Here is a 23,745-nt window from a genome sequence, read left to right as displayed (position 1 = left end):
TGCGTGAAAGGGGCCGGCGGGTCGAAAGGGCAACCCGTGGGGCGCGCAGTGGGAAAGGGCCGCGCCGAGTGATTCTCGGCTGCTTGCACATGCACCATGAAAGACCTGGGACCTCGTCATCGGATGGGGATGGGGAGCTGTACGAGCTGCATTTCTCCCACACCTGTCCCTAGGGTTCCCCTTAGAGATGTCCCGCCTGCCGATACTCGTGCGCGTCGCCCCTTGGGGATTCCCCTAGATCTGATCCGCTGCGGCGGCGGAGCGCGGCTGCGGGACCGAAACTGAGCTCACACCGCAACTTGTTGGACGCCCGGTCGCGCCGAATCGCCTGCGCCGTGGCCGCCACGGTGCCGTGCCTTTTCATTCTCTGTGTGGGTGGGTGGAGTGCAACATGGTCGAGTCCGAGCTCAACGGAATGGGAAATCGGTCCGGTTCGGCTTCGGCGGATTCGGCCGAGGGCATCGCCGTCATCGGCCTGGCGTGCCGACTGCCGGGAGCCGCCGATCCGTCCGCCTTCTGGCGGCTGCTCAGCGAAGGCACGGACGCGATCACCGACGTCCCCCCGGACCGGTGGGACGGCGCCGCCGTCGCTGACGCCGACCCTTCCGCACCCGGCAGGACCGACGTCCGCCGGGGCGGATTCCTCGACGGCATCGGCCACTTCGACGCCGGGTTCTTCGGGCTCTCCCCCAAAGAGGCCGCCGCCATGGACCCGCAGCAGCGGCTCGTGCTGGAGCTGGCCTGGGAAGCGCTGGAGGACGCGCACCTGCGCGCCGAGACGCTGCGCTCCACCCGCACCGGAGTGTTCGTCGGCGCCATCTGGGACGACTACGCGACCCTGCACCACCGCTCCGGACTCACGGCCATCTCCCCCCACACCGTCACCGGCCTGCACCGCAGCATCATCGCCAACCGGGTCTCGTACTTCCTCGGCCTGAACGGCCCCAGCCTGACCGTGGACTCCGGCCAGTCCTCCTCCCTGGTCTCGGTCCACCTGGCCTGCGAGAGCCTGCGCAAGGGAGAATCGACGATCGCACTCGCGGGCGGCGTGAACCTCAACATCGTCCCCGAGAGCACCCTCGGCGCCGCCAAGTTCGGCGGTCTGTCCCCCGACGGCCGCTGCTTCACCTTCGACGCCCGCGCGAACGGGTACGTCCGCGGCGAGGGCGGCGGCATCGTCGTCCTCAAACCGCTGGCCCGGGCCGTCGCGGACGGCGACCCCGTCTACTGCGTGATCCGCGGCAGCGCGGTCAACAACGACGGTGGCGGCGACGGGCTGACCGTACCCCTGCAAGCGGGGCAGGAACAGGTGCTCCGGCTCGCCTACGAACACGCCGCCGTCGACCCCGCCCACGTCGGCTACGTGGAGTTGCACGGCACCGGGACCAAGCTCGGGGACCCCGTCGAGGCAGCCGCGCTCGGCGCAGTGCTCGGTGCGGGACGGGAGCCCGGCCGCCCTCTGCGCGTCGGCTCGGCCAAGACCAACGTCGGCCACCTGGAGGGTGCCGCCGGGATCACCGGCCTGCTGAAGGCGGTCCTGTCGCTCAGCCACCGCGAACTGCCCGCCAGTCTCCATTTCGAGACGCCGAACCCGGCGATCCCGCTGGACCGGCTGAACCTGCGGGTGCAGACCGAGCACAGCGCATGGGCCGCCGAGGACGGCCGCCCGCTGCTCGCCGGCGTCAGCTCGTTCGGCATGGGCGGCACCAACTGCCACGTCGTACTGGCGGAACACCGGACGGCGGCGACGGCGGCGGGCGCGGCTGCGGAAGCGGACACGGGCGCCGCTCCGACCGTGTGGCCGCTGTCCGCCAGGACCGCGTCCGGGCTGCGCGCCCAGGCCGCTGCCCTGCTCGCACACGCCGGGGCCCACCCCGGTCTCGCCCTGCCCGACGTCGGTTGGTCGCTGGCCACCGGCCGCACCGCCTTCGAACACCGGGCCGTCGCCGTGGGCGAGGACCGCGAAGACCTGCTGCGTGCCTTGCACCAGCTGTCCACGGGCGGCGTCGACGCCGCACTGACCACGGGCCGCACGGGTCCACGCGGCGAACTCGCCTTCCTCTTCTCGGGCCAGGGCAGCCAGCGGGCCGGAACGGGCCGTGAACTGGCCGCCTCCTTCCCGACGTTCGCCACCGCGCTGAACGAGGTGTGCGCACACCTCGACCCGTTGCTGCCGCGACCGCTGCGCGAGGTCATGTTCGCCCCCGAAGGCACCCGGGAAGCGGCCGAACTCGACCGGACCCTCTACACACAGACTTCGCTGTTCGCCGTCGAGGTCGCCCTGTTCCGGCTCCTGGAGAGCTGGGGCATCACCCCCGACGTGCTCATGGGCCACTCCATCGGCGAACTCGCCGCCGCGCACGTGGCCGGCGTCCTCTCGCTCACCGACGCGTGCACCCTCGTGGCCGCGCGCGGCCGTCTGATGCAGGCGCTGCCCGCGGGCGGCGCCATGATCGCCGTCCAGGCCACGGAGGACGAGGTCCGCGCCCGCATCGGCGACCGCACGGACCGCGTGAGCGTCGCCGCGCTGAACGGCCCGGACTCCGTCGTCGTCTCCGGCGACGAGGACCTCACCGTCGAGATCGCCGACTCCTTCGCCGCCCTGGGCCGCAGGACCAGCCGGCTGCGGGTCAGCCACGCCTTCCACTCCCCCCACATGGAGCCCATGCTGGCGGAGTTCCGCGCCGTGGCCGAGGGCCTGACCTTCCACGCCCCGCGCATCCCGATCGTCTCCGACGTGACGGGCCGACTGTCCGAGGAGCCCTCGGAGTACGAAGGGTGCACGGCCGCGTACTGGGTCCGCCACGCGCGCGAGGCGGTCCGCTTCACCGACGGCGTCGCCCGCCTCGACGAGCGGGGCGTCCGCACGTACCTGGAGATCGGCCCCGGCGGCGTGCTCACCTCCCTGGCCCGCGCCCGCGCCGACAGCGAGTCCCTGTTCGTCCCCTCCCTGCGTGCCCGTCGCCCCGAGGCACAGGCCCTGCTGACGGCGGTCGCCTCGCTGCACGTCCACGGCGTGGAGCCGGACTGGGACGCCCTGTTCGACGGCGGGCGCGGCGCACGCCGCAAGGTCGCGCTCCCCACCTACGCGTTCGAACGGCAGTGGCACTGGCTGGACGGCGACACCACCTCACCCGTCGCCCCCACCGGCCGGGCTCCTGCGGCTCGGCAGCCGCACACCATCGCCGAGACCGGCAGCGTGCCGGTCGGAGCCCTGGGCCTGCGGCCGGCCGGACTGTCCCGGTCCGAACGCGACGAGACCGTGCTCGACCTGGTCCGCGCACACATCGCAGCCGTCCTGGGCCACGCCGAAGCCCACCAGGTCGAGACCGAGCGTACGTTCAAGGACCTCGGATTCGACTCGCTCAGCTCGGTGGAACTGCGCAACCAGCTCGGCGAGGCCACCGGCCTGCGCCTGCCCAGCGGGCTGCTGTACGACCACCCGACCCCTGCCGCGCTCGCCCGCCACCTCGCCGCCCGGTCCCTGGGCGGCGAGGACGCCGCCGCCTCCGCGTCCGCGACGGCGGCCGACCCCGACGAGCCGATCGCCATCGTGGCCATGAGCTGCCGCCTGCCCGGTGGCGTGAGCTCCCCCGAGGACCTGTGGCGGCTGCTCGCCTCCGGTGGCGACGCCATCTCCGGATTCCCCACGGACCGCGGCTGGGACGTCGAAGCGCTCCACGACCCGGAGCCCGGCACGCCCGGCAAGTCCTCGACGCGCCACGGCGGCTTCCTGCACGGGGCGGCCGAGTTCGACGCCGGCTTCTTCGGGATCAGCCCCCGCGAGGCCGCCGCGATCGACCCTCAGCAGCGGCTGGTCCTGGAGACCGCGTGGGAGGCCTTCGAACGGGCCGGCATCGACCCGGTCACGCTGCGCGGGAGCCGGGCGGGTGTGTTCATCGGCGCGACGGCACAGGACTACGGCCCCCGGCTGCACGAGCCGGTCGACGGCATCGAGGGCTACCTGCTGACCGGCACGACGACCAGCGTCGCCTCGGGCCGCGTGGCCTACTCGTTCGGCCTCGAGGGTCCGGCGGTCACGGTGGACACGGCGTGCTCCTCGTCCCTGGTGGCCCTGCACCTGGCCGTGCAGTCGCTGCGGAGCGGCGAGTGCACGATGGCCCTGGCCGGCGGTGTCACCGTGATGTCCACGCCCGGCATGTTCGTGGAGTTCAGCCGTCAGCGCGGTCTGTCGGCGGACGGCCGGTGCAAGGCGTTCGCGGCCACTGCGGACGGTACGGGCTGGGCCGAAGGCGTCGGCATGCTCCTGGTGGAGCGGCTGTCCGACGCCCGGCGCAACGGCCACCAGGTGCTGGCCGTCGTGCGGGGCAGCGCGGTCAACCAGGACGGCGCGTCGAACGGACTCACGGCGCCCAACGGCCCCTCCCAGCAGCGTGTCATCCGCCAGGCGCTGGCGGCCGCCCAGCTCGCCCCCGCGGACGTCGACGCCGTGGAGGCCCACGGTACGGGCACGCGGCTCGGCGACCCCATCGAGGCCGAAGCCCTCATCGCCGCCTACGGCCAGGGACGGGACGGAGACCGGCCACTGTGGCTGGGCTCGCTGAAGTCGAACATCGGTCACACGCAGGCCGCGGCGGGCGTGGCCGGTGTGATCAAGATGGTGCTGGCGATGCGGCACGGCGTTCTCCCGAAGACCCTGCACGTCGACGAGCCGACCCCGCACGTGGAGTGGTCGGCCAGCGGCGTACGACTGCTGACCGAGGCGGTGGAGTGGCCCGCGGGCGTCCCACCGCGCCGGGCAGCGGTGTCGTCCTTCGGCATCAGCGGCACCAACGCGCACGTGATCGTCGAGCAGGCTCCTGCTTCGGAGGAGTTGCCGCCCGTGTCCGGCTCCGGTGTGGTCGTGCCGTGGGTGTTGTCGGCGAAGAGTGATGCGGCGTTGCGGGATCAGGCGGGTCGGCTGTTGTCCTTCCTGGCGGATGAGGGCGCTGGTGTGCGGCCGGTGGATGTGGGGTTCTCGCTGGCGACGTCGCGTGCGGTGCTGGAGCGCCGTGCGGCGGTCGTGGGGGAGGAGCTCGGGGAGTTCCGGCAGGGGCTGGAGGCGCTTGTTTCCGGGGCTGCCCCGGTGGGTGGTGTGGTCGGGGGCAAGGTCGGGTTCCTGTTCTCGGGTCAGGGTTCGCAGCGGATCGGTATGGGACGCGAACTGTACGCGTCCTACCCGGTGTTCGCGGCGGCGTACGACGAGGTGTGTGCGCGTCTGGACGCGCCGGTCGATGTGGACTCGGAGGAGCTGAACCGGACGGGTTGCACCCAACCGGCGTTGTTCGCGGTCGAGGTGGCGTTGTTCCGGCTTCTGGAGTCGTGGGGCATCCGGCCGGATTATGTGGCCGGTCATTCGGTCGGTGAGATCGTGGCTGCTCATGTGGCGGGTGTGTTGTCGCTGGAGGATGCGGCGCGGCTGGTGTCGGCCCGTGCCCGTCTCATGCAGGCGTTGCCTGCGGGTGGGGCGATGGTCGCGGTGCAGGCGGCCGAGAGCGAGGTGCTGCCGCACCTGACCGACGGCGTCGGTATCGCGGCGGTCAACGGTCCTCGGTCGGTGGTGGTCTCCGGAGCCGAGGACGCGGTGCTGGGAATCGCCGAGGTCTTCACTCAGCAGGGCCGCAAGGCGAGCCGGTTGAGGGTCAGTCACGCGTTCCACTCGCCGCTGATGGATCCGATGCTGGAGGAGTTCGCGGAGGTCGTCGGCGGGCTGGTCTTCAACGAGGCGCGGATTCCGGTGGTTTCGAATCTCACCGGCCGGCTGGCCGAGTCGTACACGCCGGAGTACTGGGTCCGGCACGTCCGTGAGGCGGTCCGCTTCGCCGACGGCGTGCGGAGTCTGCACGAGCTGGGTGTGCGCGCGTTCGTGGAGATCGGCCCCGGTGGCGTCCTCAGCGCCCTTGCCCAGGGCTGCTTCGACGATGGCACGGACCTCGTCACCGTTCCCGTCCTGCGGGCCGGCCGCCCCGAGCCGCACGCGCTCGTCACCGCCGTCGGGCAGTTGCACACCCACGGCGTCTCCCCGGACTGGCAGGCACTCTTCCCCGGCGCCCGCCGTGTCGACCTGCCGACCTATGCCTTCCAGCGCGAGCGCTACTGGCTCGATGCGCCTCGGGCGGCGACCGCCGGCGCCCCGGAGGCGATGGACGCCGAGTTCTGGGACTCCGTCGAGAGCGAGGACCGGGCATCTCTCGGTGCCCTCCTGGGAGTGGAGCCCGCCGAACTGGACGTGGTCGCACCCAAGCTGTCCGCATGGCGCAGGCAGCGACGCGAGCAGTCCGCCGCCGATGGCTGGCGCTACCGGATCACCTGGCAGCCGCTCGGTGACACGACAGGGACCGCTCCGTCGGGCACCTGGCTCTACGTGGTCTCCGAGGAGACCACGTGGACCGAGACGATCCGCTCGGGCCTCACGGAACTCGGCATCGTGCTCGTACCGTTCACCGTGGCTGAGGACACCGACCGCGAGACGCTCGCGCGGGCCTTCGCCGACGCCGGTCACGAGCAGGTCGACGGTCTCCTGTTCGCCGCGGCACGGGGAGAAGCGGGGACGGACGCCCTCCAGCGGCTCCTCCTGCTGGTCCAGGCCCTCGGCGACGCCGGGATCGAGGCGCCGCTGTGGTGCCTGACCAGCGGCGCGGTGTCGACCGGCACGGCGGATCCGCTGACCGACCCCGTCTCCGCCCGACTCTGGGGCCTGGGCAGGATCGTGGCTCTGGAACAGCCGCAGCGCTGGGGCGGGCTCGTCGACCTGCCCGCCGAGCCCGACTCGCGCGCGCTGGGGCGACTGGCCGGCCTGCTGGCCCAGGCCGACGAGGACCAGCTCGCCGTGCGGGCCTCCGGCGTGTCCGGCCGCCGTCTCGTGCGCGCGCCGCAGAGCGCGGCACCGGCGGACGCACCATGGTCGCCGCGCGGCACCGTGCTGGTGACCGGTGGTACGGGTGCGCTGGGCGGGCACGTGGCCCGCTGGCTCGCCGGTGCCGGGGCCGAGCACTTGGTGCTCACCAGCCGCCGGGGACCCGACGCCCTGGGTGCCGTCGAACTCAAGGCGGAGTTGGAGGAGCTGGGTGCTCGGGTCACCGTCGCCGCGTGCGATGCGGCCGACCGCGACGCGCTCGCCGAGTTGTTCGGCCGGCACACCGTGAACGCCGTGGTGCACACCGCAGGCGTACTCGACGACGGCCTGGTCGAATCGCTCACGCCCGAGCGCCTCGAGCGCGTACTGCGCCCCAAGGTGGACGCAGCGCTCCACCTGCACGAACTCACCCGGGACCGCCAAGACCTCGACGCCTTCGTGCTCTTCTCCTCGATGACCGGCGTCTGGGGCAACGGCGGCCAGGGCGCCTATGGTGCCGCGAACGCCTTCCTCGACGCCCTGGCAGAGCAGCGCCGGGCACAGGGCCTGCCCGCGCTGGCCGTCGCGTGGGGATCCTGGGCGGACGGAGGCATGGCCGACGGCGCCGCCGGTGACCACCTCCGGCGGCGCGGCGTACGGGAGATCGCGCCCCCTTCCGCGATCTCCGTGCTGCACGGTGCGCTGACCCACGGCGAGACCGCCGTGACCGTGGCGGACGTGGACTGGGAGCGCTTCGTCCCGGCCTTCGCCGGCACGCGCTCCTGCCCGCTGCTGCACGGGGTGCCCGAGGCCCGCAAGGCCCTCGAAGCACGCGCCCGGACCGCGCGGAGCGCCGAAGTGCCCGCGTCCGCGCTGGTCCAGCGCCTCCTCGGCGCTACGCCGGGGGAGCAGAGCCGTATCCTGCTGGACCTGGTGCGTGAGCAGGCCGCCACGGTGCTCGGCCACACGGGCAAGGGTGCCTTCGAAGCCGACCGGACGTTCCGCGAGACCGGCTTCGACTCGCTCACCGCCGTCGAACTGCGCCACCGGCTCACCACGGCCACCGGCCTCAAGCTGCCCACCACCCTGGTCTTCGACCACCCGACCCCCACCGCCCTCGCCCGTCACCTGGGCGAGGAACTCCTCGGCCGGCACGGGTCGGCGGCGGACGCAGCGCAGACGACGGCCGCCGTCGCGGCCGACGAGCCCCTGGCGATCGTCAGCATGAGCTGCCGCTTCCCCGGCGGCGTCCAGTCGCCCGAGGACCTGTGGGAGCTGCTGAGCTCCGGCCGGGACGCGATGTCCGGCTTCCCCACCGACCGTGGCTGGGACATCGACGCGCTCTACGACCCCGACCCCGACCGGCCCGGCAGGACGTACTCCCGCGAGGGCGGCTTCATCCAGGGCGCCGACCGCTTCGACGCCGCTCTCTTCGGGATCTCGCCGCGTGAGGCGCTGGCGATGGACCCGCAGCAGCGGCTGTTGCTGGAGACCGCGTGGGAGGCCTTCGAGCGCGCCGGCATCGCCCCCGCGTCCGCCCGCGCCAGCCGCACCGGTGTCTTCATCGGCACCAACGGCCAGGACTACGCCAACGGGCTGCGCAACGCGCCCGACGGGATCGAGGCTTACGCGCTCACCGGCAAGGCGGCCTCGGTCGTGTCGGGACGCATCTCCTACACGTTCGGCCTCGAGGGCCCGGCGGTCACGGTCGACACGGCGTGCTCGTCCTCGCTCGTGGCGCTCCACCTCGCCGCGCAGGCACTGCGGAGCGGCGAGTGCTCGATGGCCCTGGTCGGGGGCGTCACCGTCATGACCACACCGGACCTGTTCGTGGAGTTCAGCCGGCAGCGCGGGCTGGCCCCCGACGGCCGGTGCAAGGCGTTCGCGGCCGGTGCCGACGGCACCGGCTGGGGCGAGGGCGTGGGCCTGCTGCTGGTGGAGCGGCTGTCCGACGCCGTGCGCAACGGCCACGAGGTCCTGGCCGTCGTGCGGGGGAGCGCGGTGAACCAGGACGGCGCGTCCAACGGTCTGACCGCGCCCAACGGTCCCGCGCAGCAGCGGGTGATCCGGCAGGCGCTGGCCTCGGCCGGGCTCGCTCCGGCCGATGTGGACGCCGTGGAGGCGCACGGTACGGGCACCCGGCTCGGCGACCCGATCGAGGCGCAGGCGCTGATCGCCACGTACGGCCAGGAACACTCCGACGACCGGCCGGTGCGGCTGGGCTCGGTCAAGTCCAACATCGGTCACACGCAGGCCGCGGCGGGCGTGGCCGGTGTGATCAAGATGGTGCTGGCGATGCGGCACGGCGTGCTGCCTCAGACGCTCCATGTCGACGAGCCGTCCCCGCACGTCGACTGGTCGGCGGGCGCCGTGCGGCTGCTGACCGAGCCGGTGCCCTGGCCCGGGATCGCCGGGCCCCGCCGCGCCGCGGTGTCGTCCTTCGGTATCGGCGGCACCAACGCACACACGATCATCGAGGAGGCACCCGCCGCGGCCGTGGCCGAGCCGGCCCGGCAACACCGTCCGGTGCCCGTGCCGTGGGTGCTGTCGGCGAAGAGTGAAGGGGCACTGCGGGCGCAGGCGGAGCGTCTGCTGGCCTTCGCGACCGACGACGTGTCGCCCGTCGACGCCGGATTCTCGTCGGCCACGACGCGGTCGGCGCTGGAGTACCGGGCCGCGGTGATCGGCACCGCGCCGGACGAGTTGCGGGCGGGGTTGGAGGCCATCGCAGCAGGCGAACCGGCCGCGAACGTCGTCGCCGGACGGGCCCAGCCGACGGGTAAGTTCGGGTTCTTGTTCTCGGGGCAGGGTTCGCAGCGGATCGGTATGGGACGAGAACTGTACGCGTCCTACCCGGTGTTCGCGGCGGCGTACGACGAGGTGTGTGCGCGTCTGGATGTGCCGGTCGATGTGGACTCGGAGGAGCTGAACCGGACGGGTTGCACCCAACCGGCTTTGTTCGCGGTCGAGGTGGCGCTGTTCCGGCTTCTGGAGTCGTGGGGGGTCCGGCCGGATTACGTGGCCGGTCACTCGGTGGGCGAGGTCGCGGCTGCTCATGTGGCGGGTGTGTTGTCGCTGGAGGATGCGGCGCGGCTGGTGTCCGCCCGTGCCCGCCTCATGCAGGCGTTGCCTGCGGGTGGGGCGATGGTCGCGGTGCAGGCGACCGAGGACGAAGTCCTCGCGCATCTCACCGACGGCGTCGGTATCGCGGCGGTCAACGGCCCTCGGTCGGTGGTGGTCTCCGGAGTCGAGGAAGCGGTCACCGCGATCGCCGAGATCTTCCAGGGGCGGGGCCGCAGAACCTCCCGCCTGAAGGTCAGCCACGCGTTCCACTCGCCGCTGATGGACCCCATGCTGGAGGAGTTCGCGGAGGTCGTCGGCGGGCTGGTCTTCAACGAGCCGCGGATTCCGGTCGTTTCGACTCTCACCGGCCGACTGGCCGAGTCGTACACGCCGGAGTACTGGGTCCGGCACGTCCGTGAGGCGGTCCGCTTCGCCGACGGCGTGCGGAGTCTGCACGAGCTTGGTGTGAGCACGTTCGTGGAGATCGGCCCCGGTGGCGTCCTCAGCGCCCTGGCTCAGGCCTGCGCGGACGACATCGTCACCATCCCCGTACTCCGAGCCGACCGCCCCGAACCCCAGGCGCTCACCACCGCGTTGGCCCAACTGCACGTCAGCGGCGCCGAACTGGACTGGCACGCCTTCTTCCCGGGCGCCCGGCGCGTCGACCTGCCGACCTACGCCTTCCAGCACGAGCGCTACTGGCTCGACGCCCCCGCCTCCACCGGTGACATGCGCGCGGTGGGGCAGGGCGACGTCGGTCATCCGCTCCTCGGCGCCGCCGTGCCGCTGGCCGACGGCGACGGTCACCTGCTCACCGGGCGGCTCTCGACGCACACGCACCCGTGGCTCGTGGACCACGTCGTCAGCGGCGTCGCGCTCCTGCCGGGAACCGCGTTCGTCGAGCTGGCGATCACCGCTGCCGACGCCGTGGGCTGCGACCTGCTGGAAGAACTGACACTGGAGACACCGCTCCTCGTGCCCGAGCGCGGCGGCGTCGCCGTACAGGTACGCGTCGGCGCCGACGACGGCTCGGGCCGCAGGCCGCTGACCGTGCACTCGCGGATCGACGACGGGGACACGTACACCCACGAGGACGGCTCCGGGCGGCCCTGGGCCCGGCACGCCTCCGGCTCGCTGGCCGTCGCCGTGAGTGGGCCCGTGGGCGGCTCGCTCGCCGCGTGGCCGCCCGTGGGTGCGGAGCCGGTCGACGTCGACGGGTTCTACGACCGCCTCGCCGGCATGGCGCTCGACTACGGCCCTGTCTTCCAGGGACTGCGCGCCGCATGGCGGAGCGGGGACGACTTCTTCGCCGAGGTGGAGTTGCCCGGCGCGGAGCGGACGGACGCCGGCGCCTACGGCCTGCACCCCGCGCTGTTCGACGCCGCTCTGCACACCGTCTGGCTGGGCGCGGTCGAGCCCGAGTCCGGGACGGGGAACGGGCTGCTGCCGTTCGCGTGGAGCGGCGTGCGCCTGGCGGCTGCCGGAGCCTGTGACCTGCGGGTGAAGGTCTCGCGCGCCGGCACCTCCACTGTGTCGCTGGTGCTGGCCGACGGCACCGGTGAGCCGGTCGCGCAGGTCGACTCGCTGTCGCTGCGCCCGGTGCCCGCCGACCAGTTGCGCGCCGGTCACGGCAGCGACGACGCGGTGTTCGGCCTGGAGTGGACGCCGGTCAGCCTGCCGTCCGCGCCGGCCGGCATGAGGATCGCGACGTACGAGGATCTCGCCGCTCTTCGGGCCGCCGGCTCGCCGACGCACCTCGAAGGTGCCGGAGCCGTCGCCGATGCCGTGGTCGTGCCCTGCCCGACCGGAGCCGAGGGGGACTTGGCCACCCGGGTCCGCGAGGTCACCCAGGCCGTGCTGGAGCTGGTGCAGTGGTGGCTGGCCGAGGAACGCCCGCCGCGCCTGGTGCTGGTGATGCGCACGGGAGATCTCGCCCAGTCGGCGGTCCGCGGACTGGTGCGCTCGGCACAGAGCGAGAACCCCGACCGCGTCGTGCTGATCGAGACCTCAGGGGATCAGGATGCCGACGCCGGTCTTGCCCGGGTGCTGCCCGGTCTGATCGCGTCGGGTGAGCCGCAGGCCGTGGTGCACGCGCACGACGAGGTCCGGGTGCCGAGACTGGTCCGCCTCGCCGCCCCGGACACGGTGCCGGAGCTTCCCGTCCTCGGCACCGGCACCGTCCTGCTGACCGGCGCGTCGGGCGGGCTGGGCAGGCTCTTCGCCCGGCACCTGGTCGCCGAGCACGGTGTCCGCAGTCTGCTGCTCGTCAGCCGCCGCGGCGGCAACGCACCCGGCGCGGCCGAGCTCGCCACCGAGCTGACCGCGCAGGGGGCAGACGTCACCTGGGCCGCGTGCGATGTGGCCGACCCCGACGCCGTCCGCGCCCTCCTGACCGGGTCCGGGCGGAACGTGTCCGCGATCGTCCACACCGCCGGCGTCCTGGACGACGGGATCATCGGATCGCTGACCCCCGAGCGGCTGGACGCCGTGTTCCGCCCGAAGGTGGACGCGGCGCTGAACCTGCACGACCTGGCCGGTGAGCTGTGCGGCGACCTGTCAGCGTTCGTGCTCTTCTCCTCGGTGGCGGGCACGCTCGGCACGCCGGGCCAGGGGAACTACGCCGCTGCCAACACCTTCCTCGACGCCCTCGCCGAGCACCGCCGTGCCGCAGGCCTGCCGGCCACGTCACTGGCCTGGGGCCTGTGGGCACAGGAGAGCGAGAGCACCATGACCGGCAGCCTCGGCCACACCGATCTCACCCGGATCAAGCGCATGGGCCTCGCCGCGATCCCCTCGGCGTACGGCCTGCGGATGTTCGACGCGGCGCTGACCACTCATCGGGCGGCAGTCGCCCCGATCCGGCTCGACACGGCCGCATTCCGCGACGGACAGGGGCAGCCCGTGCCTGCGGTCCTGCGCGAACTGGTGCGGGTGGCACCGGTGCGGCGCACGGCGCAGTCCGCGCCGAAGGGATCGCTGGGGCAGCGGCTGGCCGGGTTGCCGGAGGCCGACCGCGAGCAGACGGTGCTGGACCTGGTGCGCACCGAGGTCGCCGCCGTGCTCGGGCACACCGGCGCACAGTCCGTGAGCATGGACGACTCCTTCAAGGACATCGGGTTCGACTCGCTGACCGCCGTCGAACTGCGCAACCGGCTCAACACGGCCGTCGGTATGCGCCTGCCCGCCACCCTGGTCTTCGACTACCCGAACCCGCTCACCCTCGCCCGCTTCCTCGCCGCCGAGGCCGCAGGCCCCGGCGAGGAAGCGGCAGCCGTTCCGGGGACCGTCGCCACGGCCACGACCACGGCAAATTCGACGGGTACGGCGGACGAGCCGATCGCGATCGTGGGCATGGCCTGCCGCTACCCCGGCGGCGTGGAGTCGCCCGAAGACCTGTGGCAGCTGGTGTTCTCCGGCCGCGACGCCGTGTCGGGCTTCCCCGAGGACCGTGGCTGGGACGTGGAGAAGCTCTACGACCCGGACCCCGACCGGTGGGGCACCAGCTACACCCGAGAGGGCGGCTTCCTCCACGCCGCGACGGACTTCGACGCCGAGTTCTTCGGGATCTCGCCGCGTGAGGCGCTGGCGATGGACCCGCAGCAGCGGTTGCTGCTGGAGACGTCGTGGGAGGCGTTCGAGCGGGCCGGGATCGACCCGGCGGCGGTGCGGGGCAGCAGGACCGGTGTGTTCGCCGGCGTGATGTACCACGACTACGGCGGACGCGTGCACACCTCGCCGCCAGGGCTGGAGGGCTACCTCGTCAACGGCAGCGCGGGCAGCGTCGCGTCCGGCCGGGTCTCGTACACGTTCGGTCTCGAGGGTCCGGCGGTCACGGTGGACACGGCGTGCTCGTCCTCGCTGGTGGCGCTGCACCTGGCGACCCAGGCGCTGCGCAGCGGCGAGTGCTCCATGGCTCTCGTCGGCGGGGTCACGGTGATGGCAAGCCCGTCCGTGTTCGTGGAGTTCAGCCGTCAGCGGGGCCTGTCGGTGGACGGCCGGTGCAAGGCGTTCGCCGCCGGGGCGGACGGCACCGGCTGGGCCGAGGGTGCGGGCATGCTGCTGGTGGAGCGGTTGTCCGATGCCCGCCGCAACGGGCACCGGGTGCTGGCGGTGGTGCGAGGTACGGCGGTGAACCAGGACGGTGCGTCGAACGGTCTGACGGCTCCGAACGGGCCGGCGCAGCAGCGGGTGATCCGGCAGGCGCTTGCCAACGCCGGTGTGTCTTCGGCTCAGGTCGATGTGGTGGAGGCGCACGGTACGGGCACGACGCTGGGTGATCCGATCGAGGCGCAGGCGCTGATCGCCACGTACGGCCGGGAGCGGCCGGAGGACCGGCCGCTGTGGCTGGGGTCGTTGAAGTCCAACATCGGCCATGCGCAGGCGGCTGCGGGTGTCGGTGGTGTGATCAAGATGGTGATGGCATTGCGGCACGGTGTGCTGCCGCGGACCCTGCACGTGGACGAGCCGACGCCGCACGTGGACTGGTCGGCGGGTGACGTCCGGCTGCTGACCGAGGCCGTGGAGTGGCCCGAGTCGGACCGCCCGCGTCGTGCCGCGGTGTCGTCCTTCGGCGTGAGCGGCACCAACGCGCACGTGATCGTCGAGCAGGCTCCTGCTTCGGAGGAGTTGCCGCCCGTGTCCGGCTCCGGTGTGGTCGTGCCGTGGGTGTTGTCGGCGAAGAGTGATGCGGCGTTGCGGGATCAGGCGGGTCGGCTGTTGTCCTTCCTGGCGGATGAGGGCGCTGGTGTGCGGCCGGTGGATGTGGGGTTCTCGCTGGCGACGTCGCGTGCGGTGCTGGAGCGCCGTGCGGCGGTCGTGGGGGAGGAGCTCGGGGAGTTCCGGCAGGGGCTGGAGGCGCTTGTTTCCGGGGCTGTCCCGGTGGGTGGTGTGGTCGGGGGCAAGGTCGGGTTCTTGTTCTCGGGGCAGGGTTCGCAGCGGATGGGTATGGGACGCGAACTGTACGCGTCCTACCCGGTGTTCGCGGCGGCGTACGACGAGGTGTGCGGTCTTCTGGACGCGCCGGTCGATGTGGACTCGGAGGAGCTGAACCAGACGGGTTGCACCCAACCGGCGTTGTTCGCGGTCGAGGTGGCGTTGTTCCGGCTTCTGGAGTCGTGGGGCATCCGGCCGGATTATGTGGCCGGTCATTCGGTCGGTGAGGTCGCGGCTGCTCATGTGGCGGGTGTGTTGTCGCTGGAGGATGCGGCGCGGCTGGTGTCGGCGCGGGCTGCGTTGATGCAGGCGTTGCCTGCGGGCGGGGCGATGGTCGCTGTGCAGGCGGCCGAGGACGAGGTGCTGCCGCACCTGACCGACGAGGTGGGTATCGCGGCGGTCAACGGTCCTCGGTCGGTGGTGGTCTCCGGAGCCGAGGACGCGGTCACCGCGATCGCCGAAGTCTTCCGGGAGCAGGGTCGTAAGACGTCCCGTCTGAAGGTCAGCCACGCTTTCCACTCGCCGCTGATGGATCCGATGCTGGAGGAGTTCGCGGAGGTCGTCGGCGGGCTGGTCTTCAACGAGGCGCGGATTCCGGTGGTTTCGAATCTCACCGGCCGGCTGGTCGAGTCGTACACGCCGGAGTACTGGGTCCGGCACGTCCGTGAGGCGGTCCGCTTCGCCGACGGCGTCGCGACCCTGCACGAGCTGGGCGTGCGCGCGTTCGTGGAGATCGGCCCGGGTGGTGTCCTCAGTGCCCTTGCCCAGGGCTGCTTCGACGATGGCACGGACCTCGTCACCGTTCCCGTCCTGCGGGCCGGCCGCCCCGAGCCGCACGCGCTCGTCTCCGCCGTCGGGCAGTTGCACACCCACGGCGTCTCCCCGGACTGGCAGGCGCTCTTCCCCGGCGCCCGCCGTGTCGACCTGCCGACCTACGCCTTCCAGCGCGAGCGCTACTGGCTCGACGTTCCCCAGGCGTCCGGTGACGTCCGGGCCGCAGGCGTGGGGGCGGCGGACCACCCGCTGCTCGGTGCCGCGATTGCGACGGCCGACAGCGACGGGGTCCTGCTCACCGGGCTCCTCTCCCTCGAAACCCACCCGTGGCTCGCCGACCACGCCGTGCACGGGACCGTTCTCCTGCCCGGCACCGCATTCGTCGAGTTGGCGATCCGGGCGGGCGACGAGACGGGGTGCGGACGGATCGAAGAGCTCACCCTGGAGCTTCCCCTGGTCGTGCCCGAGCGTGGTGGCGTCACCCTTCAGGTGGCTGTCGGCCCCGAGGACGAGTCGGGCCGACGGCAGTTGAGCGTGCACTCGCGCATCGGCGACCGTGCGTGGTTGCGGCACGCGACGGGTGTGCTGTCCTCGGCAGAGGCACCGTCCGTCGCGGCCCTCGGCGCGTGGCCACCGGCCGGTGCGGAGGCCGTCGACCTGACGGCGTTCTACGACGACCTGGCTGCTGCGGGTCTGGACTACGGTCCGGTCTTCCAGGGCCTGCGCTCGGCGTGGCGCGACGGTGACGACGTCTTCGCGGAGGTCGAGCTGCCGGAGGAGCCGGCTGCCGAGGCGGCGGCGTTCGCGCTGCACCCGGCGCTGTTGGACGCCGCCCTGCACGCGCTGGCCGCAGGTGGGCTGGTGGCGCTGGACGACGGCCCGGCCCTGCCGTTCGCGTGGTCCGGTGTCGTCGTGCAGGCGGCCGGCGCGGCGATGCTACGGGTGAAGTCGTCGCGGACGACCACCGGTTCGGTGACACTGACTGTGGCCGATGGCGCCGGTGACCCGGTGGCCTCGGTCGAGTCGCTGTCGTTGCGGCCCGTCACGGCGGACGAGTCGCCCGGTGCCGGTGGCGGCGATCAGCTGTTCGGGCTGGAGTGGACGCCGGTCACACTTCCCCCCGCCACCGACGCGCTGATGATCGAGACCGTCGCGGACGTCGACGCCCTTCGGGAGTGGGAAGAGACACCGGACGTCGTCGTCGTTCCGTGCCCGGCGGGGTCCGGTACGGAGACCGCCGAGCGTGTGCACAGCATCACGAGTGAGGTTCTGGCGTTGGTGCAGTGGTGGTCGGGACAGGAGCGTGCGGGGCGCCTGGTGTTGGTGACGCGTCCGGGCGATCTGGCTCATGCCGCCGTGTGGGGGCTGGTGCGGTCCGCACAGTCGGAGAACCCGGACCGGATCGTGCTGGTGGAGGCCGAGGACATCGACGAGACGGCCCGTGTGCTGCCCGCCGTGCTTGCCTCCGGTGAGCCGCAGCTCGCGGTCCGCGACGGGCAGGTGCTCGTACCGCGCCTGGTGAAGGCCACCGGGACCGCCACCGGCACACCGGACTTCGGGGCCGGCACCGTCCTGCTGACCGGTGCGTCCGGTGCGCTGGGCGGACTCGTCGCCCGGCACCTGGTCGCCGAGCACGGCGTGCGCGGTCTGCTCCTGCTCAGCCGGCGTGGTGCGGAGGCCCCCGGCGCGGTCGAGCTGGAGGCCGAACTGGCCGCATGGGGCGCCGAGGTCACCTGGGCCGCTTGCGACGTGGCCGACCGGGAGGCCCTCGCCGAGGTGCTGGCCGGCACTGAGGTGACGGCCGTGGTGCACACGGCCGGTGTCCTCGACGACGGCGTGATCGCTTCGCTCACCCCCGAGCGAATGGAGAAGGTGCTGCGTCCGAAGGTCGACGCCGTGCTCAACCTCCATGAGCTGACGAGCGACCTGTCGGCGTTCGTCGTCTTCTCCTCGGTGTCCGGAATCCTGGGCAGCGCGGGACAAGGCAATTACGCGGCGGCGAACACCTTCCTGGACGCCTTCGCCGAAGCGCGCCGCGCCCGCGGGCTCACCACCACGTCGCTGGCGTGGGGCCTGTGGGAGCAGGGCGGTGGCATGGCCGACCGGCTCGACCAGGCGGACCTCACCCGGCTCAAGCGGGTGGGCCTGGCCCCGATGGCCGTCGACGAGGGACTGCGGCTGTTCGATGCGGCGCTGGCCCTGGACCGGGCCGCCGTCGCCCCGCTGCGGCTGGACCTGGACGGACTGCGGGGCACGGTGCCGCCCGTCCTGCGAGGGCTGCGCGGCCCCGTACGGGGCACCACGCGGCGCACGGCGCAGTCCGCGCCGAAGGGATCGCTGGGTCGGCGACTGGCCGGACTGCCGGAGGCCGACCACGAACAGCTGGTGCTGGACCTGGTGCGCACCGAGGTCGCCGCCGTGCTCGGCCACGCCTCGGCCCAGGCCGTCCAGCCGGAACACGCCTTCCAGGAAGCCGGTTTCGACTCGCTCACCTCCGTGGAACTCCGCAACCGGCTGAACGCGGCGACCGGGCTGCGGCTCCCCGCGACCATGGTCTTCGACCACCCCACGCCCGCCGCGCTCTCCCGCTTCCTGCTGGCCGAGACGCTCGGCGTCCAGGAGCGGTCCGAGGCCGCGGTCACCGCGGTGTCGGGGACGGACGAGCCGATCGCGATCGTGGGCATGGCCTGCCGCTACCCCGGTGACGTGCGGTCGCCCGAGGATCTGTGGCGCCTCGTCGCCTCCGGCAGCGACGCGATCTCGACGTTCCCCGACGATCGCGGCTGGGACGTCGAAGATCTCTACGACCCGGATCCCGACCGCTCCGGCAAGTCCTACGCGCGCCACGGCGGCTTCCTCCACGAGGCTGCCGAGTTCGACCCGGCCTTCTTCGGGATCTCGCCGCGTGAGGCGCTGGCGATGGACCCGCAACAGCGGTTGCTGCTGGAGACGTCGTGGGAGGCGTTCGAGCGGGCCGGGATCGACCCGGCGACGGTGCGGGGCAGCAGGACGGGCGTCTTCGCCGGCGTGATGTACCACGACTACGGCGGGCGTGTGAAAGCGGCTCCGGAGGGCATGGACGCCTACCTGGGCAGCGGCAGCGCGGGCAGCGTCGCGTCCGGCCGGGTCTCGTACACGTTCGGTCTCGAGGGTCCGGCGGTCACGGTGGACACGGCGTGCTCGTCCTCGCTGGTGGCGCTGCACCTGGCGACCCAGGCGCTGCGCAGCGGCGAGTGCTCCATGGCTCTCGTCGGCGGGGTCACCGTCATGGCGACTCCCTCGACGTTCGTGGAGTTCAGCCGCCAGCGGGGCCTGTCGGTGGACGGCCGGTGCAAGGCGTTCGCCGCCGGGGCGGACGGCACCGGCTGGGCCGAGGGTGCGGGCATGCTGCTGGTGGAGCGGTTGTCCGATGCCCGCCGCAACGGGCACCGGGTGCTGGCGGTGGTGCGAGGTACGGCGGTGAACCAGGACGGTGCGTCGAACGGTCTGACGGCCCCGAACGGGCCGGCGCAGCAGCGGGTGATCCGGCAGGCGCTTGCCAACGCCGGTGTGTCTTCGGCTCAGGTCGATGTGGTGGAGGCGCACGGTACGGGCACGACGCTGGGTGATCCGATCGAGGCGCAGGCGCTGATCGCGACGTACGGGCAGGAGCGGCCCGAAGGGCAGCCCCTGTGGCTGGGGTCGTTGAAGTCCAACATCGGCCATGCGCAGGCGGCTGCGGGTGTCGGTGGTGTGATCAAGATGGTGATGGCATTGCGGCACGGTGTGCTGCCGCGGACCCTGCACGTGGACGAGCCGACCCCGCACGTGGACTGGTCGGCGGGTGACGTCCGGCTGCTGACCGAGGCCGTGGAGTGGCCCGAGTCGGACCGCCCGCGTCGTGCCGCGGTGTCGTCCTTCGGCATCAGCGGCACCAACGCGCACGTGATCGTCGAGCAGGCTCCCGCTTCGGAGGAGTTGCCGCCCGTGCCCGACTCCGGTGCGGTCGTGCCCTGGGTGCTCTCGGGCAGGACGGAGGCGGCGCTGCGGGCACAGGCGGAGCGCCTGTTGTCCCTGGCCCCGGAGATGGATGGGCAGCCGGCCGACATCGGCTTCTCGCTCGCCACCACACGCTCGGCCATGGAGCACCGGGCCGCCGTGGTGGGGGAGGACCGGAACGAACTCCTCGAAGGTTTGCGTGCGTTGGCCACAGGATCCCCGTCCACCCGGGTCGTCCGGGGTGAACCGGGCACGGTCGGGAAGGTCGGGTTCTTGTTCTCGGGGCAGGGTTCGCAGCGGATCGGTATGGGACGCGAACTGTACGCGTCCTACCCGGTGTTCGCGGCGGCGTACGACGAGGTGTGTGCGCGTCTGGATGTGCCGGTCGATGTGGACTCGGAGGAGCTGAACCAGACGGGTTGCACCCAACCGGCGTTGTTCGCGGTCGAGGTGGCGCTGTTCCGGCTTCTGGAGTCGTGGGGGGTCCGGCCGGATTATGTGGCCGGTCATTCGGTCGGTGAGATCGCGGCTGCTCATGTGGCGGGTGTGTTGTCGCTGGAGGATGCGGCGCGGCTGGTGTCCGCCCGTGCCCGCCTCATGCAGGCGTTGCCTGCGGGCGGGGCGATGGTCGCTGTGCAGGCGGCCGAGGACGAGGTGCTGCCGCACCTGACCGACGAGGTGGGTATCGCGGCGGTCAACGGCCCTCGGTCGGTGGTGGTCTCCGGAGTCGAGGAAGCGGTCACCGCGATCGCCGAGATCTTCCAGGGGCGGGGCCGCAGAACCTCCCGCCTGAAGGTCAGTCACGCGTTCCACTCGCCGCTGATGGATCCGATGCTGGAGGAGTTCGCGGAGGTCGTCGGCGGGCTGGTCTTCAACGAGCCGCACATCCCGGTCGTTTCGACCCTCACCGGCCGACTGGTCGAGTCGTACACGCCGGAGTACTGGGTCCGGCACGTCCGTGAGGCGGTCCGCTTCGCCGACGGCGTGCGGAGTCTGCACGAGCTGGGTGTGACGACCTTCGTCGAGGTCGGCCCCGGTAGCGTCCTCAGTGCCCTCGCCCAGGACTGCCTCGACACCGGCACCGGCACCGGCACCGCCACCGGCACCGCCACCGGCACCGGCACCGGCACCGCCACCGGCACCGCCACCGGCACCGGCACCGGCACCGGCACCGGCACCGATACCGACATCGTCACCGTCCCCGTCGTACGGACCGACCGCCCCGAGCAGCACGCCGTCGTCACCGCGCTCGCCGAGCTGTACGCCCATGGCGTCTCCCCGGACTGGCAGGTGCTCTTCCCGGGTGCTCGACGCGTCGACCTGCCGACCTACGCCTTCCAGTACGAGCGCTACTGGCTGGAAGCGCCCGCGGAGTTCACCGGCTCAGCCGCTGCCACCGGACTCGGACTGGGCGCGGCGGAGCACCCGCTGGCCGGTGCGACGGTCGCGCTGCCCGGCGCCGGCGGCTTCCTGGTCACCGGGCGGCTCTCGCTCAGGACGCACCCCTGGCTCGCCGACCACACGGTCATGGACAGCGTGCTGCTGCCGGGTACCGCGCTCGTGGAGCTGGCGGTGCGTGCGGGGGACGAGGCCGGTTGCGCACAGGTCGAGGACCTGACGCTGGAGGCACCGCTGGTCGTCCCGGACCGTGGCGGTGTGGCCGTGCAGGTGTGGGTCGGGGCCGAGGAAGAGCCGGGCAGGCGCGCGCTGAGCGTGCACTCGCGGCGGGAGGACGCCCCGGACGACGCGCCGTGGGTGCGGCACGCGGTCGGCTTCCTGGCGGACGCGCTGCCCGAGCCGCCGCACGGCGCGGACCTCGGGGCGTGGCCGCCGGTGGGTGCGGAGGTCGTCGACCTGACCGGGTTCTACGAGGGCATGGACGGACTCGGCCTGGGCTACGGCCCGGTCTTCCGCGGCCTGCGGTCGGTGTGGCGCAGCGGGGACGACGTCCTCGCCGAGGTCAGCCTCCCCGACGGCACGGAAGCGGGCGCGTTCGCCGTTCATCCGGCGCTGCTGGACGCGGCGCTCCACGCGATCGGCGCGGGCGGCCTCGTCCCCGTCGCCGACGGGCCGCTGCTGCCCTTCGCCTGGTCCGCAGTGGGAGTGCGGGCCACCGGCGCGACGGCGCTGCGGGTCAAGATCTCCCGCACCGGTTCGGACGCGGTGTCGCTGACCGTGGCCGACGCCTCGGGCGGTCTGGTGGCCACGGCCGGCTCGCTGTCGCTGCGGCCGGTGTCGCGTGAGCAGCTGCTCGCGGCGCGTGGCTCCGGCAGGCGAGCCGACGACTCGCTGTTCGGCCTCGCCTGGCAGCCCGCGGCCCGCACGGAGGCCGACGCGGGGCTCGACGTACGCAGCTACCCGGACCTGACCGCGCTGACCGCCGAGCCGGCCCTCCCCGACGTCGCGGTGGTCACCGTCGCTCCGTGCCCGGCGGGGTCCGGTACGGAGACCGCCGAGCGTGTGCACGGCATCACGAGTGAGGTTCTGGCGTTGCTGCAGTGGTGGTCGGGACAGGAGCGTGCGGGGCGCCTGGTGTTGGTGACGCGTCCGGGCGATCTGGCTCATGCCGCCGTGTGGGGGCTGGTGCGGTCCGCACAGTCGGAGAACCCGGACCGGATCGTGCTGGTGGAGGCCGAGGACATCGACGAGACGGCCCGTGTGCTGCCCGCTGCGCTCGCCTCCGGTGAGCCGCAGCTCGCGGTCCGCGACGGGGAGGTGCTCGTACCGCGCCTGGTGAAGGCCACCGGGACCGCCACCGGCACACCGGACTTCGGGGCCGGCACCGTTCTCGTGACCGGTGCGTCCGGTGCGCTGGGCGGACTCGTCGCCCGGCACCTGGTGTCCGAGCACAAGGTGCGCCGGCTTTTGCTGGCGAGCCGCCGGGGCGCGGACGCACCGGGTGCGGCCGAGCTGGAGGCCGAACTGGCCGCATGGGGTGCCGAGGTCGCCTGGGCGGCCTGCGACGTCGCGGACGGGGAGGCTGTCCGCGGAATGCTGGAGGGGCTCGGCGAGCATGCGCTGTCGGCCGTCGTGCACACGGCGGGTGTGCTCGACGACGGGGTCGTCGCCTCGGTCACACCGGACAGGATGAGGGAGGTGTTCCGTCCCAAGGTGGACGCCGTGCTGAACCTGCACGAGTGCACCCGGGACATGGGCCTGGCCGCCTTCGTGGTGTTCTCGTCCGTCGCCGGCATGGTCGGCAGCGCCGGTCAGGCGAGTTACGCCGCGGCGAATTCCTTCCTCGACGCCTTCTCGGCGTACCGGCGCCGCGCGGGGCTGCCCGCCACCTCGCTGGCCTGGGGTGTGTGGGAGCAGTCCGGTGCGATGACGGACGGTCTCGCCGAGGCCGACCGGGCGCGGATGGCGCGCAGCGGCGTGCTGCCGCTGCCGCCGGAGGAGGGGCTGCGGCTGTTCGACGCGGCACTGGCCTCGGACGCGGCGGTACTCGCCCCGGTCCGCATCGACACCGGCGCGCTGCGCGCCGGTGAGGCACCGCCGTTGCTGCGGGCCCTCGTGCCGGCCGCGGCCGCCCGCAGGACCGCGCAGGCCGCCGCTCCCTCCGCGTCCTCGCTGGCCGAGCGTCTGGAGGGGTTGTCGGAGGCCGAGCGGGAGAAGACCGTGCTGGACCTGGTCCGGGCCGAGGTGGCCACGATCCTGGGGCACGCGTCGGACCGGACGGTACGGCCGGAACACGCCTTCCAGGACCTGGGGTTCGACTCCCTCACCGCCGTCGAACTGCGCAACCGGCTGAACAGGACCACCGGGCTGAGGCTCCCCGCGACGCTGGTCTTCGACCACCCGACACCCGCCCTCCTGGCCCGTCACGTGCTGACGGAAACGGCGGGAGCGGCTGAACCGGCCCTAGTGGATTCCCTACTTGCCGACCTGGACAGGGTGGAACAAGAATTGGTCACGAAGTTGTCGGAGAGTGAAGCTCGCGACCAGATCCTGTCAAAGCTCCAGGCCCTCATGGCGATTGCCGGTGAATCCGGCGACGCCCCCGCACCGGAACACCGCGCAATGGGCGACAGCGATCTGGAATCGGCCACGGACGACGAAGTATTCGATCTGCTCGGCAAGGAATTCGGGATTTCCTGACCGCTCCGGCGCGTCCCGGTGACCCCTTGCCCAATTCCGTCAATTCTTCGCAGGGGTGAGGGACG

At 72.6% G+C, this 23,745-nt stretch carries 1 protein-coding gene; it reads left to right on the top strand.

Annotated features, from left to right (window positions below; translation table 11 throughout):
- The first annotated feature begins 391 nt into the window (after positions 1–391).
- Entirely contained in the window at positions 392–23,680 is a 23,289-nt protein-coding gene (locus ACIHEJ_RS01045) for a type I polyketide synthase (RefSeq protein WP_400131128.1), read from the top strand.
- Positions 23,681–23,745 lie beyond the last annotated feature (65 nt).

The sequence above is a fragment of the Streptomyces sp. NPDC052301 genome (assembly GCF_044593395.1).
Lineage (GTDB): Bacteria > Actinomycetota > Actinomycetes > Streptomycetales > Streptomycetaceae > Streptomyces.
The sequence above is the reverse complement of the archived record's forward strand: the minus strand, read 5'-3'. Positions and strand labels throughout refer to the sequence as shown.

Bases quoted from the DNA above. Each gene is read 5' to 3' on its own strand.
- ACIHEJ_RS01045 (WP_400131128.1), top strand. From the start codon at position 392: ATGGTCGAGTCCGAGCTCAACGGAATGGGAAATCGGTCCGGTTCGGCT.